At 60.9% G+C, this 17,108-nt stretch carries 16 protein-coding genes; 9 read left to right on the forward strand and 7 right to left on the reverse strand.

Going from position 1 to position 17,108, the window contains the following annotated elements:
- The first annotated feature begins 6 nt into the window (after nucleotides 1-6).
- From FEU76_RS04655 to FEU76_RS04670, 4 genes are read left to right on the forward strand one after another with little or no spacing between them, the layout of a single operon-like run.
- The gene (locus FEU76_RS04655) at nucleotides 7-714 is read left to right on the forward strand and encodes an amino acid ABC transporter permease (protein ID WP_144980793.1); all 708 of its coding nucleotides are present in this window, start codon (nucleotides 7-9) and stop codon (nucleotides 712-714) included.
- A complete protein-coding gene (locus FEU76_RS04660; protein ID WP_144980796.1) occupies nucleotides 701-1,519 on the forward strand; it encodes an amino acid ABC transporter ATP-binding protein in 819 nt (272 codons plus the stop codon). Before FEU76_RS04655 ends, FEU76_RS04660 begins: the two co-directional genes overlap by 14 nt.
- A 40-nt stretch (nucleotides 1,520-1,559) precedes the next feature.
- The gene (locus tag FEU76_RS04665; protein ID WP_144980799.1) at nucleotides 1,560-2,279 is read left to right on the forward strand and encodes a DUF1989 domain-containing protein; all 720 of its coding nucleotides are present in this window, start codon (nucleotides 1,560-1,562) and stop codon (nucleotides 2,277-2,279) included.
- A 21-nt stretch (nucleotides 2,280-2,300) separates the two neighbouring features.
- Nucleotides 2,301-3,590: a M20 family metallo-hydrolase gene (locus FEU76_RS04670; protein WP_144980802.1), complete on the forward strand. Its 1,290-nt coding sequence runs from the start codon at nucleotides 2,301-2,303 to the stop codon at nucleotides 3,588-3,590.
- A gap of 119 nt (nucleotides 3,591-3,709) precedes the next feature.
- Here the strand turns inward: FEU76_RS04670 and FEU76_RS04675 are convergent, their stop codons facing one another.
- From FEU76_RS04675 to FEU76_RS04690, 4 genes are all read right to left on the reverse strand, one after another.
- Complete coding sequence (locus FEU76_RS04675; RefSeq protein ID WP_186299091.1) at nucleotides 3,710-4,375, reverse strand: histidine phosphatase family protein; 666 nt, start codon at nucleotides 4,373-4,375, stop codon at nucleotides 3,710-3,712.
- Between the two features lie 62 nt (nucleotides 4,376-4,437).
- Entirely contained in the window at nucleotides 4,438-5,058 is a 621-nt protein-coding gene (locus FEU76_RS04680; RefSeq protein WP_016915179.1) for a TetR/AcrR family transcriptional regulator, read from the reverse strand.
- A gap of 254 nt (nucleotides 5,059-5,312) precedes the next feature.
- Nucleotides 5,313-6,809 carry a CoA-acylating methylmalonate-semialdehyde dehydrogenase gene (locus FEU76_RS04685; protein WP_081194574.1) on the reverse strand — a complete coding sequence of 499 codons (1,497 nt, stop codon included), beginning with the start codon at nucleotides 6,807-6,809 and terminating at the stop codon, nucleotides 5,313-5,315.
- A gap of 30 nt (nucleotides 6,810-6,839) precedes the next feature.
- A complete protein-coding gene (locus tag FEU76_RS04690; RefSeq protein ID WP_144980808.1) occupies nucleotides 6,840-8,213 on the reverse strand; it encodes an aspartate aminotransferase family protein in 1,374 nt (457 codons plus the stop codon).
- A 323-nt stretch (nucleotides 8,214-8,536) separates the two neighbouring features.
- Between FEU76_RS04690 and FEU76_RS04695 the strand changes: the two genes are divergently transcribed.
- Genes FEU76_RS04695 through FEU76_RS04715 form a run of 5 tightly spaced genes read left to right on the forward strand, consistent with a single transcriptional unit; the run spans nucleotide 8,537 to nucleotide 13,865 of the window.
- Complete coding sequence (locus tag FEU76_RS04695) at nucleotides 8,537-8,779, forward strand: hypothetical protein (protein ID WP_039175114.1); 243 nt, start codon at nucleotides 8,537-8,539, stop codon at nucleotides 8,777-8,779.
- A gap of 15 nt (nucleotides 8,780-8,794) precedes the next feature.
- Complete coding sequence (locus FEU76_RS04700; protein WP_144980811.1) at nucleotides 8,795-10,318, forward strand: sodium:solute symporter family protein; 1,524 nt, start codon at nucleotides 8,795-8,797, stop codon at nucleotides 10,316-10,318.
- Nucleotides 10,319-10,329: 11 nt separating this feature from the next.
- Entirely contained in the window at nucleotides 10,330-11,157 is an 828-nt protein-coding gene (locus FEU76_RS04705; RefSeq protein ID WP_096922002.1) for a FadR/GntR family transcriptional regulator, read from the forward strand.
- Between the two features lie 19 nt (nucleotides 11,158-11,176).
- The gene (locus FEU76_RS04710; RefSeq protein WP_144980814.1) at nucleotides 11,177-12,448 is read left to right on the forward strand and encodes a Zn-dependent hydrolase; all 1,272 of its coding nucleotides are present in this window, start codon (nucleotides 11,177-11,179) and stop codon (nucleotides 12,446-12,448) included.
- 1 nt (nucleotide 12,449) lies between these two features.
- Nucleotides 12,450-13,865, forward strand: coding sequence for an amidase (locus tag FEU76_RS04715; protein ID WP_144980817.1), 1,416 nt, complete (start codon nucleotides 12,450-12,452; stop codon nucleotides 13,863-13,865).
- A gap of 8 nt (nucleotides 13,866-13,873) precedes the next feature.
- On the opposite strand, the gene FEU76_RS04720 is transcribed toward FEU76_RS04715, so the two are convergent.
- The 3 genes from FEU76_RS04720 to menB are packed head-to-tail and all read right to left on the reverse strand — an operon-like array spanning nucleotide 13,874 to nucleotide 17,096.
- Nucleotides 13,874-15,268 (reverse strand): AMP-binding protein, encoded by a 1,395-nt coding sequence (locus FEU76_RS04720; RefSeq protein ID WP_144980820.1) that lies wholly within the window; start codon nucleotides 15,266-15,268, stop codon nucleotides 13,874-13,876.
- A complete protein-coding gene (gene menC, locus FEU76_RS04725; protein WP_144980823.1) occupies nucleotides 15,265-16,236 on the reverse strand; it encodes an o-succinylbenzoate synthase in 972 nt (323 codons plus the stop codon). Before menC ends, FEU76_RS04720 begins: the two co-directional genes overlap by 4 nt.
- The gene (gene menB / locus FEU76_RS04730; RefSeq protein ID WP_144980826.1) at nucleotides 16,236-17,096 is read right to left on the reverse strand and encodes a 1,4-dihydroxy-2-naphthoyl-CoA synthase; all 861 of its coding nucleotides are present in this window, start codon (nucleotides 17,094-17,096) and stop codon (nucleotides 16,236-16,238) included. The genes menC and menB overlap by 1 nt, the downstream gene beginning before the upstream one ends.
- Nucleotides 17,097-17,108: the final 12 nt, after the last annotated feature.

The raw sequence follows: 17,108 nt of genomic DNA on the forward strand, positions 1-17,108 counted from the left end.
TCCGTCATGTTCGATATTGCCCTGCTTTGGGAAATGCGCGGCCTGATTCTGCAAGGACTGTGGAATACGCTATGGATATGTTTTTTAGGCTGCTTACTCGCCCTTTCTTGGGGGCTGGTATTAGCGGCGCTACGGCTGGCTAACCCACGCCTTTTCGGATATCCAGTAGCTTGCTACGTGGAGATATGCCGTGGCACACCGTTACTTATTCTGCTGTTTTTGCTCTATTACGGCGGCCCCAGTGTTGGTCTGAGGCTTGATGCCGAAGTTGCCGGTGTCTTCGGTATTGGGCTGTATGGCGCAGGCTACTTCGCGGAAATTTACCGTGGTGGCTTCAAATCCATTCCCAAAGGCCAACTGGAGGCAGCGCGAATGCTCGGCATCTCCCCTTGGCACGCGCTAATACGCATTCAGATTCCTCAAATGGCCCGCCTGATCGTACCGCCAAGCACCAACCAGCTGATCATCCTGGTGAAAGAGTCTGCTCTGATTTCGATCATTTCAGTGGATGATCTGACCAAAAACGCTACCACGATCGTCAATCAGACGTTCCAGGTCATCGAACCCTACTTGGCGGTTGCATTGCTTTACTGGCTAATGATTGAACTGGTCGCCCGAGGTGGCTATGCGCTGGAAAAACGCTTGGCCAATCGTCGACCACACCACCTCTCTCACAAGAACGCCCACAAGGACCCTGCCCATGCCAACGGCTGAGACCCTCTCGACACCTTCGCCTAGCCCTCGCAAAGCTATTGTCGAGGCTCACGGTATCAGTAAGCAGTTTGGCGAGCTGGAAGTGCTGTCCAACATCGACTTCAGCCTTGCGCCTTCCGAAGTGGTCTGTGTGATAGGCCCTTCCGGTTCTGGTAAATCCACCCTGCTGCGCTGTCTGGCTTTTTTGGAGCCCTACGATCACGGCAGCGTCTATATCGACGGCCAATTATTGGGCTATGAGGATCGTAGCGGCAAGCGTGTGCGCACCAGCGAAAGGCGCGTGGACGAAGTGCGCGCCCCAGTGGGCATGGTGTTCCAGCACTTTCATCTATGGCCCCACCGCACGGCACTTGAGAACGTCACCGAAGCGTTGCGTCTGGTCAATGGGCTGTCTCGCAGCGATGCTGATGTAGCTGGCATGACCATGCTCGAACAGGTGGGCCTTGCTGACCGCGCAGGGCACTTTCCAGAAAGTCTCTCCGGTGGCCAGAAGCAGCGCGTGGCCATTGCCCGAGCCCTGGCCATGAAGCCCCGCGTCATGTTCTTCGATGAACCCACGTCGGCGCTTGACCCTGAATTGGTCGGCGAAGTGCTGGATGTCATGAAAGCGCTTGCCGCAGACGGCATGACCATGGTGATTGTTACCCACGAAATGGGCTTTGCCGCCAAAGTCGCTGATCGCGTGATTTTTATGGATCAAGGTCGCGTAGTAGAGAGCGGCCCTCCCAACACGCTATTCCGTCAACCCAAAAGCGAACGCCTTCAACAGTTTCTCAACACCTGGCGCGAGCGCCATATCGACTGATTCTGCCACCGAAACATCGTTCACTCCCCTGGAGCATCACATGAACTCTGATACACGCTTTGACCACGCCCGCATCGAGCAACTGCCGCGCAGTAACAGCGAACCTTGCGGCCATAACCACAGCCTTGAAAACCCCATCTCCCCTGATGGTACGCCAGTGTTAGGCAAACGTTACGAAGTCTCCGCCCGTGGCGGGCGAGCGGTACGTTTAAAGGCTGGGCAAACCATCCGTATCATCAATACGCACGGCACCCAAGTGTGTGATACCTGGGCGTTCAGCACCGATAACATCAACGAGTTCATGTCCTGGGAGCACGGCCGTGCCTGGCTGAGCGCGCTTATTCCCCAGGTAGGCGACCCACTGATCAGCAATCGTCGCCGTCCGATCATGACCCTTACCGCCGACACCTCACCAGGCATTCACGATACGCTGATGGCCGCCTGCGACCTGTTCCGCTATATGACTCTGGGTGTCGAGGGCTATCACGACAGCTGCGCCGATAACCTGAGGTTAGCCATGAAAGCCATCGGCGTAGATGTCCCCGAGGTGCCCCAGCCGCTCAATTTATGGATGAACATTCCCGTGAATGCGCAGATGAAGGTCGACTGGTGCCCACCCGTTTCAAAAGCTGGCGACTATGTCGAGCTGCGCGCTGAGATGGACTGTATTGTCGCAATGTCCGCCTGCCCGCAAGACATCATTCCCATCAACGGTGCAGACTGTGTGCCTGTCGAGGTACATTTCGAAGTCTACGAATAACAAATCCGTCAGGAGAGCCCCATGCAAAGCCATACCCCGTATCCAGCTGACCGCGCATTGGCCGACATCAAGGCGATAGCAGGCGCAGTCGACCCAGAGCGTTTAGCCAATGACTTGGCAACGGTGGCCAAATTTGGTGCTCGTTCAGATGGTGGTGTGGCGCGCCTTGCGCTCGACGATAACGATACCAGGGCCAGGCTGTGGCTCATTGAGCAGGCCAGTGCACTGGGGGCAACGGCAAGCGTGGACGCCATCGGCAACGTGTTTCTCGACGTACCCGGTAGCGACCCTACGCTCGATCCCGTCGTCACGGGAAGTCACTTGGACAGCCAGCCGACCGGCGGCAAGTACGATGGGGCGCTGGGCGTGCTGGCCGGGCTGGAGGCGCTTCGCGCGCTAAAACGAGCGGGGTTTGCTCCACGCCGCCCGCTATCACTGGTGAGCTGGACCAATGAAGAAGGCGCGCGCTTCTCACCAGGCACCTCCGGTTCCGCAGTCTTTTGTGGTGTACGTAGCCTGGAGGAAACGCGCTCAGTCAAAGACAGCGAAGGCGTAAGTCTTGGGCATGCTTTGGATACTTGCCTGGAAGAACTGGACGCCGCCGGTGTACCGCGCCGCCCTTTGGCAACGCCCATGCACTCCTTTCTGGAATTGCATATTGAGCAAGGCCCCATTCTGGAGCGCAGCGGTGCTGCAGTGGGCGTTGTCGAAGGTATTCAAGGCGTCAGTTGGTTTGAAGTCACGGTCATTGGAAACGCTAACCACGCAGGCACCACCCCGCGTGCCATGCGCCGCGATGCGCTAGAGGGCGCCTGCGCACTGGCCACGGCATTACGAGAAAGCGCGAAAGACAGCGAAGACCGAGTACGCTTTACCATTGGCAAGTTCGCCGTTGGCCCTGGTTCGGTGAATACCATTCCCGACCAAGTGACCTTCAGTATCGACTTACGCCACCCAGAAGCGGAGACGCTAAAAGCGCTGGAAGCCGAATTCAATCAGCTCGCTCAGCAAACCTGGGCGGGGTGCCAAGCCACCCTGACACCGCTATCGCGCGTCGAGCCCGTCGCCTTTCCCACGACACTCACCGCCTTGCTTGATAACACAGCAAACGCACTGGGCATGGCTGCGCCACGTTTGGTATCAGGAGCCTTTCACGACGCCATTCATCTCGCCAGGCACTGCCCGACAGCCATGCTGTTTGTACCCTGCCGCGATGGCCTGAGCCATCACCCCGATGAGCACACCGACCTCAGCGACGCTGTCGCAGGCACTCAGTTACTGGCCGCCAGCCTGGCGAGCTTGAGCCAGTGAGTGCCAGCCATCATGTATGAGCTGCTGTGCTTGATGGCTGAGCAGGTGGCAACTGGTGAAGGGCACACACGATGACGCTTTAGCCATCGGCAACTTGGCGAAGCGTCATTACGCGGGTGCTACAAACATGGTGGATTACCGCCATTAATCGCCGGCACAATCTCAAGAACACCTAATAAGTCGCTGCCTTCCACCCCGCGCGGCGCCAACACCATCACGCCCGCTTCCGGCAGGCTGGTGCCGGAGAGGACACTTCCTAAAATCATTTGAGCCGGAGTACGGTGGCCCACGAGTACGCGATTTTTTCCCGGCGCCATTGGCTCGCTAAACAGACGTCGATGTTCAGACAGAACCCAGTCAAGACGACCGCGGGAATAATCATCTGCGAGCAGGCTATCGGTCACGCTCACTCTCTCGACACCGAACGCCAGTTCAGCGGTATCACGCGCACGGTACACCGGGCCAGACAAAATAGGTTCCTCGACAGGGATGCCCAGCTCTTCGATCCGTTTACCTAGCTCAACCGCTTGTTCGCGGCCCATTGATGAGATATTGCGCTGCCCCTCTCGCCCGGCGCTATCGTTATAGGTATCGCACTGCTGCCCAGAGGTATCGGCATGGCGGATATACATCACCAGCCCGCCTTCACGAAGGCGTTCCAACAGTGCTGTGCCCTCGTCGGATTCAATGCTGAATGCCTGAACGGCTGGCTGAGCATAAGCACCTTGAGCACCGACACTGGTTACAGCCAGTATCGCGAGAAGCCCAAGCAGAATTCTTGCCATTGGAACATGCCCCTTTGTTTTGGGATCACGGAACATCACACCCGAACATCGTGACGCACTCCTCAAGCCGTCAACCCAATTCCTCTCAAAATCACCGAGGTCACCGACTGCACGGCTTTTTCGAACTGCAGGTCGTCCAGCGGTTTATCGTCGTTGAGCAGGTAGATCTGGTAGTCGAAGTCGGCGTAGTGCTGGGTGGAGGCCCAGATCATGTAGAGCAGGTACGAAGGCTCGACGGGGTTGATTTGGCCGGAGTCGATCCACTCGCGGATTTTCGACTCTTTCAGCTTGGCCCATTCATAGAGGTTATCACGCAGCCGCTCCTTGAGAATCGGGGCGCCCTGCATCACTTCGGCCGCCCAGATCTTGGAGCCGTGGGCGCGGTAGCGGGAGTGGTTCATCTTGGCGCGAATGTAGGTGGAGAGAACCACCCGTGGGTCGTCGTACAGCTCGAAGCAGAGCGCGTCCTGCTTCCACACCTCCAGCAGCGCCAGCAGCACCTCCTGGTAGAGCGCCTTCTTGGTCGAGAAATAGTAGTGCACGTTGGACTTTGGCAGGTCGGCCAACTGGGCAATGTCGCCCATGGAGGCACCGGCGTAGCCTTTTTCGGCAAACAGCTGCTCCGCCGCTTGAAGGATTTTCTTGACGTTGGTTTGCCGTATTTCGTCCTGTGTTCTCGCCACGCTGGTATCCCTTTGCAACCGTCCGCTCAGAGAGTGTTTACAAACTACTGCGCTAGGCCATGCGGCGTTGAAACCAACCTCAAAATGCTCATTTACACCTCGTAAACTGCGCTTTTTCGGCTGATTTCGCCTTGCCTGGCCGTCCCTCGTGACATTTGTAAACACCCTCTCACAATACGCACCAAAAACTGCACCACCGCCCCACAAGGAGGCAGGCGGTGGTGCAGAGAAGATGGCGTAGTTAGCGCATCGCGTCAACGCTGGTTGGTGGGAAACGAGAACTCCGCCCGGGTGGCTTCGCTGACGGAGGGCCAGCGTTGGGAAACCGCTTTTCGGCGCGTGTAGAAGCGCACCGAGTCTGGGCCGTAGGCGTGGAGGTCGCCAAACAGCGAGCGCTTCCAGCCGCCAAAGCTGTGGTAGGCCACCGGCACGGGCAGCGGTACGTTGACCCCTACCATGCCCACTTCGATACCGTCGGTGAAGCGGCGGGCGGCTTCGCCATCGCGGGTGAACAGGCAGGTGCCGTTGCCGTATTCGTGGTCGTTGATCAGCTGCATGGCGTCGTCCAGGCTGCCGACCCGCACCACGCAGAGTACCGGCCCGAAGATCTCTTCCTGGTAAATGCGCATCTCCGCAGTGACGTGATCGAACAGACAGCCACCGACGAAATAGCCCTCCTCATGGCCAGCCACGCTCAGGCCGCGCCCATCCGCCACGAGCGAAGCGCCAGCGTTAACGCCGTCTTCGATAAACCCAAGCACTTTATCGCGATGTTCGGCGGTGACCAGCGGGCCCATGTCCAGGCCTTTATCGGTACCGGGGCCCACCTTCAACTGGGCGATCTTGGGCAGCATGGTTTCGACCAGACGGTCGGCGGTTTCATCACCGACGCACACCGCCACCGAGATCGCCATGCAGCGCTCGCCGCAGCTGCCGTAGGCGGCGCCCATCAGCGTGTTGGCGGCGTTTTCCAGGTCGGCGTCCGGCAGAATCACCGCGTGGTTTTTCGCGCCACCAAGCGCCTGAACGCGCTTGCCTGCGGCCGAGCCACGGGAGTAGATCGCCTCTGCCACGGGGGTAGAACCCACGAACGAAATGGCTTTCACGGCCTTGGCATCCAGCAGGGTTTCCACCGCTTCGCGACCGCCATGCACTACGTTCATCACGCCTTTGGGCAGCCCGGCCTCTTGCAACAGTTCGGCCACGGCCATGGCGGCCGACGGGTCTTTTTCGGAGGGCTTGAGGATAAAGGTATTACCGCAGGCAATCGCCATGGGGTACATCCACAGCGGCACCATGGCGGGGAAGTTGAATGGCGTAATACCCGCCACCACGCCCAGCGGCTGGAAGTTGGACCAGGCATCGATACCCGGCCCCACGTTGTGGGAGTACTCGCCTTTCAGCAGCTCCGGCACGCCACAGGCGTATTCGACGTTTTCAATGCCACGCTTCAACTCGCCCATGGCGTCTTCCACCGTCTTGCCATGCTCTTCGCTGACCAGCTGCACCAGGCGGTCGGCGTGCTCTTCCAGCAGCTGCTTGAAGCGGTACATGACCTGAGCACGCTTGGCGGGCGGCGTATCACGCCAGGCAGGAAACGCCGCCTGAGCCGCAGCAATCGCCCGCTCCACATCCGCCGCGCTGGCATCCGCCACTTGGCGAACCACCTTGCCCGTGGAGGGGTTGGTCACGTCCAGCGTACGCTGGCTTTCCACCAGTTCACCATTAATCAGGTGGGAAACAACACTCATCATGAAACTCCGAAACAGGGTGGGCCAAGGTTATGCCAAGGAATCCAGGGTACTGGCGACGGCATCGAACAAACGCTCAAGCTCGGCTTCCGTGGTGCCAAAGGGAGGGCCGAACTGCAGGGTGTCACCGCCGTAGCGCACGTAAAAACCGGCTTCCCACAGCGCCATATGGGCATCGCGGGGGCGAATCGTCGGGTCGCCGTTACGCGGCGCAAGCTGCAGGGCACCGGCCAGGCCGTAGTTGCGAATATCGACGATATGTTGGCGGCCTTTCAGGGCGTGCAGTTTCTGCTCGAACACCGGGGCAATCGCACTGACCTGAGCGGGGAAGTCCTCACGCTCGAACAGCTCCAGCGCCGCCAGGCCAGCAGCACAGGCCACGGGGTGAGCGCTGTAGGTGTAACCATGGGGAAACTCGATGGCATGCTGCGGGCCACCGGCGTGCATGAAGGTGTCGAAAATCTCCCGGGAGGCGATCACGGCCCCCATGGGCACCGCTCCATTGGTGATCTGCTTGGCCACGTTCATGATGTCCGGCGTGACGCCAAACGCTTCGGCACCAGTGGTGGCACCGCTGCGGCCAAAGGCGGTAATGACTTCATCGAAAATCAGCAGAATATCGTGGGCGGTGCAGATTTCCCGCAGCCGATTCAAGTAGCCCTTGGGCGGCACGATCACCCCCGCCGAGCCCGACATGGGCTCCACGATCACGGCGGCAATGGTCGACGCATCGTGCAAGGCAATTTGATCCAGCAACGCATCGGCCAGCTCAGCACCGGTTTCCGCCTGGCCACGGGTATAGGCATGGCCCGCTTGCAGCGTATGGGGCAGGTGCGTCACGTCCATCAACTGGCCGTAGTGCTTGCGGTTACCGCCAATGCCCCCCAGGCTGGTGCCGCCGATATTCACCCCGTGGTAGCCCTTGGCGCGGCCAATCATGCGGGTTTTTTCCGGCTTACCCTTCAACCGCCAATACGCCTTGGCCATCTTGACCGAGGTATCGGCGGCTTCTGAGCCGGAGTTGGTGAAAAACACGTGATCCAGCCCGGCAGGCGTTAAGCTGGTGACCTTTTCCGCTAATTTGAACGCCAACGGGTGGGCCATCTGAAAGCCGGGGGCAAAATCCAGCGTGCCCAACTGCGCCGCTACCGCTTTTTGAATCTCTTCACGGTTATGGCCCGCCCCGCAGGTCCACAGGCCAGAGAGCGAATCGAACAGCTTGCGCCCCTGGTCATCGATGTAATAACGCCCTTCGGCGCCCGCAATCATGCGCGGGTTGGCACGGAAGTCCCGGTTGGCACTAAAGGGCATCCAATAGTGCTGATTCAGCGGCGCAGACGCCCCCCCATCACGGGATGCGTGCTCGGCGGCCTGCGTGGCGGATTGTCGTTGTACGTCCAACATGGTGTTCGTCTCCTCATGTCTGGCTGCCTGGCAATATGGCATGCAGCCAGCATGCGCCACTCGACACGTATGTAAAATTACGCTTTTCTTTTGTTCACGTTAGGGAATAGATACGTAATAGCGCGCGCTGAGGACTTGCCAGCGCTTGACGAAGACGCAAAATCGGCCTAACCATTATATTTATACGAATAAATACAATAAAAAATTGGAACATGCCCAAACGTTAATCTGCGCCTGAAACTCGGCCTACAAAGAAGGCTGCTAGCGCGTCAACGTTTGAAACAAAGCTCATGAACTCAATATAAACAAAGGGCTAAATCGCTATGAAACACGTAACTCCGCTCAAGCTATCGCTTTATGGCGGTATGATTTTCAGCTTCTTCATGCTGGAAAGCCCCGTCATCATGCTGGCTAATCGCATAGAGCCCATGGTGCTGGGACTCCCCTTTCTACTGGTCTGGAACCTTTTCTGGTGGTTTGCGTTGACGTCGCTATTTCTGGTGGCTTACTTCACCAACTGGGGTAGCCCTGAACCGTCGTCTGTTCACGCCACTCAGCAGCGGTAAGAAAAGGGGGTCACCATGACCGGCAGCTTAATCATCATTGCAGCCTTTATGATCATCCCACTCATGGTGGGCGTGTTATCGGCTCGACAGTCACAGGAAACCAGCGAGGACTTCTTTGTCCAGGGTCGTGCCATGGGCAGCATCGCGGTGTTTTTTACCGTGGCCGCCACCTGGTGGAGCGCGTTCGCGTTCCTTGGCTCCAATGCCACGTTTTATACCAACGGGCCCGTATTTCTTACTGCGTTAGCCTGGAACCTGCTGTTTGGCTTCATGTACTACTGGATTGGCAAACGAGTTTGGTTTTTAGGCAAACGATTCAACTATTTAACGCCTTCAGACTTGATCGGTGATTTTTATAACAGCGAAGCGCTGCGTATTACCGTGGCGGCGATTACGCTGATTTTCACCGTGCCTTATTTGCAGATCCAGCTAACCGGCGGCGCCTATTTAATCGAAGTCGCCTCCGGCGGGCTGATCCCTTTCTGGCTAGCGGCCCTGCTTTTCTACTTCATCATCATTATCTACGTGTGGATTGGCGGCATTCGTGCCATTGCCTGGACCGACGTGATCTATGGCGCGCTGCTGTTCTTCGGCATGCTCTACGCAGGCTATTACATCTCGACCCAGGTGGGTGGCCCAACGGCGCTGTTCGGTCAGCTTCAACAGAGCTCCCCCGAGCATCTCACCATGCCAGGGCCGAACGGCACGATGGGCTACCCCATGTGGTTCTCGCTGTTTGCCATTACCGCTATCGGGGCCTTCATGGGCCCACAAATCTGGCTGCGCATGTACTCGGTCAAACACGGCAAGCTGTTCAACTTGATGCCATTTTTGCTGGGTCTGGCAGCCTTTGCCTATGTGGGCTCGGTTCTCTCTGGCTATTCGGGCGTACTGCTCGAGCCCAACATCGCCAACCCCGACCAGATTCTGCCCATCATGCTCATGGAGTATGCGCCTTACCTGCTCGCGTCGCTGATCATGGCGGCGGGCGCTTCGGCGGCCATGTCCACGGCCAACTCGCAGATTCACGCAGTATCCACCGTGGTGACGATGGATATCTACAAACGCTACGTGAACCGCGATGCCACCCAGGCACGCATCGTCTACATCGGCCGTCTTTCGCTGGTGGGCTTCTCATTGGCCGCTTACATCATGGCGCTGACCGTGCCGGGCGTACTGGTCACCATTGGCATTGCAGCACTGGCGGGCACGGCCCAGTTGATCATTCCCACCCTCGGTGCCATCACCTGGAAAAAGGCCCATCCCACGGCCGCACTGGTGGGCTTGTGGGCAGGGGTGGCGTGTGTCCTGCTCATGACCTTTGGCCCGCTAAGCGCCCCCTTTGGCTACCACGCCGGGGTCTGGGGCTTGCTGCTGAATGCAGCGCTGTTCGTGGCACTCAGCCACGTGCTGAACCGCCGCGATACCGCCGTCGTGGAACGCTTTACCCAAGCACGCCATGACTACGATGCCGAGTATCACCCAGAGCGCTTGCCCGCCTACTCCCAGGCAGTGTCCACCAGCGCTAATCGCAAATAAGGAGTGGGTCGATGACTCAAGCCCCTGCTGCCGCGCCGCGCAGACCCAAGCTCGCCGAGCTGATCAGTGACGACATCAAGCGCTGGATAGCCGCAGAGTCGCTGGGGGAAGGCGACCGGCTACCCAACGAAAAAGCGCTGATGGAGCTTTACGGAAGCGCCAAGGGCACCGTGCGCGAAGCGCTCAAGATTCTCGAAGTCGAGGGGCTCATCACGTTGAAGACCGGGCCCAAAGGGGGCGCGGTCATCAATCAGCCGAGCATGGAGCCTGCCAGCCGCATGCTGCGTAACTTCCTGCACTTCCAGCAGTTGGATGGCAAGCAGGTGTACCAGCTACGCAAACTGCTGGAAGTCGAGCTGGCCGCTTCGGTCGTGGGACGGCTCACCGAACATGACTTCCAGCAGCTGGAAGCCAACATGGCGGCCTGCGCCTGCTGCGCCAGTGATGAAGACGACCACCGGCACCAGCGCTTTCTGGAGCTGGAGTTTCATCAACGGTTGGCCCATGCCTGCCCAAACCCCCTGCTCGCCTTCATGTGCCAGTTTCTGAACGACATGTTGCGCGATCTCGTGGTGATCAAAAAAGCCTACGTGCCCGAGCGCAAGCAGTTCGATCACGCCAACCAGGATTACCACCGCCAGCTGGTGGACGCCTACCGCGCGGAAGATACCCCGCGTGTGCGACGCATCATGGCCGAGCACATGGCCGATGCCGAGCACCACATGAGCGCACTGGAAACGGAAATGGCCGCCCAGATGCTGGTCAGCACCGCACTAACGAATAACTCGCACCATCGATCCAAGCTGCACGATCTGCCAACGGAATATACCGCCGTTTGATTCGGCGAGGAGACATGAGATGAACACCTACGTTACCCCCAGCCACCGCACCGACCTACGTACCGACAGCGACCGCCTTTGGGCGTCGCTCATGGAGATGGCCAAACTAGGGGCCACGCCCAAGGGCGGCGTGAACCGTCAGGCATTGACCGACCTGGAGCGCCAGGGCCGCGACCTGTTTATTCAGTGGTGCCGTGCCGAGGGCTGCACGATCCGCATTGATAATATCGGCAATATTTTTGCCCGCCGGGAAGGCAGCGACCCCAGTGCCAAGACAGTCATGGCGGGCAGCCACCTGGATACCCAACCCACCGGCGGCAAATACGACGGCTGCTTCGGTGTCATGTCGGGTCTTGAAGTCATTCGCACGCTCAACCAGCACAACATCACCACGCGCTCGTCCATCGAAGTGGTCGCCTGGACGAACGAAGAGGGCTGCCGCTTTCCTCCCTGCATGATGGGCTCTGGCGTCTTTACCGGCGAACTGGCGTTCGATGCCATGATGGCGCGCACCGACGCCGACGACATCACGGTGAGCGACGCTCTGGATGCCATTCACTATCGCGGCCAGGATGAGGTGTCGCCGGACGAGATCAAGGCATATTTCGAGCCTCACATCGAACAAGGCCCCATTCTCGAAGATACCGACACCACCATTGGCGTGGTCATCGGCGGGCTTGGGCAGAAGTGGTTCGACTTGACCCTGACCGGGCTCGAAGCCCATGCAGGGCCCACGCCCATGAACCTGCGCCGGGATGCCATGATGGGCGCGGCAGAAGTCACCCAGGCACTCAACCGGATTGCCCATGAGCATCAACCCCACGGGCGCGGCACGGTGGGCTGCATGACGCTGCACCCGGGCTCGCGCAACGTAATTCCCGGCCAGGTCAAGATGACCCTGGACATGCGCCACTGGGAACCCGAGGCCCTCATTGCCATGGGGCAAGCCGTGGCCAGCGCCGTGGAAGAGATTTGCCAACGTCACGGGCTGGAGTACGAACTGACCCCGACGGCCGATTTTGCCCCTGAGCATTTCGATCAGGCATGCGTGAATAGCGTGCGCCAGGCCGCTGAAAAGCTGCAGCTATCGCACATGGATATCATCAGCGGCGCAGGCCACGACGCGATGTTCATTGGCCGTGTTGCCCCCGCCGCGATGATCTTCATACCCTGCAAGGATGGCATCAGCCATAACGAGATCGAAAGCGCCACGCCCGAACACGTCCACGCAGGCTGTAACGTGCTGCTGCACGCCATGCTGGAAGCGGCAGGTATCGAGGATGGCGAATAGCATGGCAGACACCTTAGCAACCCTGACGGCCGTGGACGCTCTGGCGCGCTTCAGAGAGAGATCGCTCTCGCCGGAGACGCTGGTGGAGGACTGCCTGGCCCGCATCGAACGAGATAACCCCAGGGTCAATGCCTTCAGCTGTGTCAACGGAGAACAGGCCCGCCAATTAGCCGCCGAGTCCACTCGGCGCTGGCAGGCCGGGGCGCCCTGCGGGCCGCTGGACGGGATTCCCGTGACCATCAAGGATCTGACCTTGACCAAAGGGCTGCCGACTCGGCTGGGGTCGACGACCACGGCACCGGATGGCCCCTGGGAGATAGACGCGCCCATCAGCCGCCACCTGCGCAATGCCGGGGCCATCGTGATCGGCAAAACCACCTCGCCCGAGTTTGGCTGGAAAGGCGTCACCGACAACCCGCTGCACGGTATTACCCGCAACCCATGGAACACTGATCTCACACCCGGCGGGTCATCCGGCGGTGCGGGGGCGGCCGCGGCGCTGAACCTGGGCCTGCTTCATCAGGGCAGCGACGCAGGCGGCTCCATTCGTATTCCCTGCAGCTTTACCGGCACCTTTGGCATCAAGCCCACCTTTGGCTGGGTCCCCCAGTGGCCCGCCAGCGCCATGAGCACCCTGTCGCATCTGGGCCCCATGACGCGCACAGCAAGGGATAGCGCCCTGATGCTGAGCGTGATGGCCCAGCCGGATGCTCGGGATGGCTACGCTGGCAACCCCAGCGGGCCCGACTGGCTTACGCCCCCTCCGGCCAGCCTGCAGGGTTGGCGCATCGCCTTTAGCGCCAATCTCGGCTACGTAGACGTCGCGCCGGATATCGCCCAGCGCGTTGAAGAAGCCGTCGGTTACCTGGAAGCATTGGGCGCCACCGTCGACCGCATCGACCCTGGCTTTAGCGATCCGCTCAGGACGTTCAACACACTATGGTTTGCAGGCGCCACCCAGGCCGTCGAAAAGCTCGATGCACGGCAGCAAGCCGCGCTCGATCCTGGCTTTCTGGAGATTGCACGGCGCGGGCAGGACGTCTCACTTTCCGCCTACCTTGCCGCCCGCCGTGAGCGCAGCGAACTGACCGCCCACATGGCCGCCTTTCATGAGCAGTACGATCTGCTGGTCACGCCCACCATGCCCATCGCGCCTTTCGCGGCAGGCCACAACGTGCCGCCGGGCGGGCGCTATCGCGACTGGATGGACTGGACGCCGTTTAGCTACCCGTTCAACCTGACCCAGCAACCCGCCGCTTCCCTTCCCTGCGGGCTGGATCAGCAAGGGCTGCCGGTGGGCCTGCATTTGGTGGCCGGAAAATACCAGGACCTCAAGGTGCTGCACGCTGCACAGTTGCTTGAGCGCTATTTGCCGCCATTGACGCCACCTGAATACGCGCCCCCAGAACAGGCCTGACGCAGAGGCTAAACGTCAGCCAACTGCCTGCGTGCCAACTCGGCGAACTGTTTGCGCGAGGGTTTGAGCGCCACCTGCGGTGGCCAGGGTAGCCAGGCATCGGGGACCATGAAGCCCGGCAGCGCCTCGCGTACCCAGGCGGCCAGGGCCTTGTGGCAGAGCGCATCGGTTTGCGGTTCGATGAAGGCCACCGGGCGCTCGCCCCACTCCGGGTGGGGCACGGCCACCACCAGTGCCTGGGCCACGCCCGGGTAGTCGACCAGCCGCTGCTCGATGCTCTCTGGCTGTATGTTTTCACCGCCGGAAATGAACACGTTGTCGAGCCGCCCCTCGACGACGAGCGCCTGCTGGTCGTCGAAGTAGCCCCGGTCGCGGGTGGCGAACCAGCCCTCGTCGTTGACGGCGGGGTCCAGCGCGCCATCGGCCAGATAGCCGCTGAACAGCGTGTCGCCCTTGACCTGAATTTCGCCATCCACCACCCGCACCTGACGCCCCGGCAAGGGCTGCCCCACCACGCCAGGGTCGGAGGGCAAGCCGGTACACACCTGGCTGGCCATTTCCGACAGCCCATAGCTGACCTTGGGCGTCAGCCCCAGGCGCTGCAAGCGTTCGACCAGCGGCGCGGGAATGGCCGCGCCCCCCAGCAGCAGCTCGCGGAGCTGGGTGTGTCGAGGGTCGAAGCCTTCCCTCAATAGCCGCCAAAGCTGCGTCGGCACCAATGAAAGGTGGGTGATAGGCTGCTGCATCAGGCGCTCAGCCAGCGGGCGAGTCGCATCGTCCAGCACCAGCCGCCCCCCGGCCAGAAAGACCCGAAACGCAATGGCATAGCCCCCCACATGAAACAGCGGCAGCGAAAGCAGCCAGCCGCTATCCGGGTTCACAGGCATCAGCGATGCAGAACCCCGCGCCGAGGCCAGATGATTCCCCACCCGGTGCAGCACCGCCTTGGGCGGGCCGCTGGAGCCGGAGGTGAGGATGGTGTTGCTGCGCTGGCTCGCGTACAAGACCGGTGGCTCGCCGGGGTCGGCCTCCGCGCGGTAGTCGAGGGAGATCGGCGGCAGCTCGGAAGAGTAGGCAAAGTCGCTTTCCGGCTGGCACACCCGGGTGACCTGCATCCGCCGCGCCAGCGCCTGCTGCTGAGCCACGGGAAACGCCGGATTCAGCGGGCAGAACACCACCCCTGCCCGCAGGCAGGCCCAGGCCAGCAGCACGCCCTGCAACGACCCTCGGGTGGGTACCAAAAGGGGCATGCCCGGCATCAGGCCCTGCCTGGCCAACTGCTGGGCCAGGGATGCCACGCGCCGGTTCAGCGTGCGATAGCTCAGGCGCACCGCGCCCGCCTCCACCGCGATATGCTCCGGCGTCTGCTGGGCCCAGTAGTGAATGGGGCATGTCTCGGTCACGGGGAAAGCTCCTTGCAGTCGTCGCCAGCGGCGGCGTGGTAGAGGCAGTACAGCCGCGCGTGCCGCAACTTACCGGCTGGCGAGAGAAGTGATTCGCTGAACGCCTGGGCGGTATCCAGCCCCGCAGGCTCCTCGGGAGCCCACTGCCGGGCCAGGCAACTCAACTGCCCCAACCCCCATTGAGATTCGAAACTGGATGAGATCACCACCCGCAAGCGGTGGGCCCTGGCGCGCTGAACCAACGCCTGGCAAGCTGCGAACCCGCCAATCAGCGTCGGCTTGATGACCAGCGCGGTCAGCCGGGGGTGCGGCGCCCAGGCAGTGCCGCGCTGCAGGGTTTCATCCAGGGCGATGTCGATGCCCGTGGCGTCCGCCACGGCGATGCTGTCGGCCAACGTGGCACAGGGCTCCTCCAGGTAATCGATCTGGGAGGGCGACAGCTGCTGGCAAAAGCGTAGTGCCTGCTCGCGCTGCCAGCCACCGTTGGCATCGAGGATCAGCCGCGTGTTGGGTAGCCATCTGGCGAGGCTTGCGATCAAGGCCAGCTCCGCATCGCTCGGGTAGCGGGCCACCTTCAGTTTGATGCGCTCTGGTGGAGCGGCCTGCCATTGGGCCGCGCGCTCCGGCAGTGCACTCATCAGCGCTTGCGGGGAGCCCTGCAGCAATGGGTAGGGCGGCAGAGGAGCAGGCAGGAAAGCAGGCCAGCGGTGCCGGGCGCAGTCGAAACCAAACTGTACTGAAGGTAACGTTGGTTTGGCTGTCTCACCGCGCTCTATAGCCGCCAGGCAGGCCAGGCTCTCGGCGGTGGTGTCAGCGAGGCTCTCACGGGAAAAGCCAGGCAAAGGGGCTATCTCGCCCCACTGGCCGTTGATGGTGACTAACAGGCCTTCTCTGCTCGCCAACCGCTGACCTTTGAACATCAGCGGCTGGCGAAACGGTAGCGAGTAGCGGTAAAGCGCCAGCGCCATCAGGGGTTGCGCGGGTAGCGCGAGAAGTCCGGGCGGCGCTTTTCATTGAAGGCGTTGCGCCCTTCCTGCCCCTCGTCGGTCATGTAGAAGAGCATGGTGGCATTGCCCGCCAGCTCCTGCAGCCCGGCCTGGCCGTCGCAGTCGGCGTTCAGCGCCGCTTTCAGGCAGCGCAGCGCCATGGGGCTATGCTGCAGCATTTCACGGCACCAGCGCACGCTCTCTCGCTCCAGCTCGGCCACCGGCACCACGTGGTTCACCAGCCCCATCTCCAACGCCTGGGCGGCGCTGTACTGTCGGCACAGGAACCATATTTCACGGGCTTTTTTCTGGCCGACGATTCTCGCCATGTAGGCAGCCCCGTAGCCCCCGTCAAACGACCCCACCTTGGGGCCCGTTTGCCCAAAAACGGCGTTGTCGGCGGCGATGGTCAGGTCACACATCATGTGCAGCACGTGGCCACCGCCAATGGCGTAGCCCGCCACCATGGCGATGATCGGCTTAGGGCAGGTGCGAATGTCACGCTGGAAATCCAGCACGTTGAGGTGATGGGTGCCCGCCTCGTCGCGGTAGCCGCCGTAGTCGCCGCGAATGCGCTGGTCGCCCCCAGAGCAGAAGGCCTGTTCGCCCGCCCCGGTCAGCAGAATCGCGCCAATGGCGCTGTCGTGGCGCGCGCGGCCCAGGGCATGGATCATCTCGCTCACCGTTTGCGGGCGAAACGCATTGCGCACCTCAGGGCGATTGATGGTGATCCGGGCAATACCCTCTTCAGCGGTGTGATAGAGGATGTCCTGGTACTCCTGCGAGGCGTCCTGCCACTTGATGGGGGCATACAGCGCCTGTTCCGTGAGTCCTTCGATCATGCTGACCTCGTG

The sequence above is a fragment of the Halomonas sp. C22 genome (assembly GCF_007655045.1).
Classification (GTDB): domain Bacteria; phylum Pseudomonadota; class Gammaproteobacteria; order Pseudomonadales; family Halomonadaceae; genus Vreelandella; species Vreelandella hamiltonii.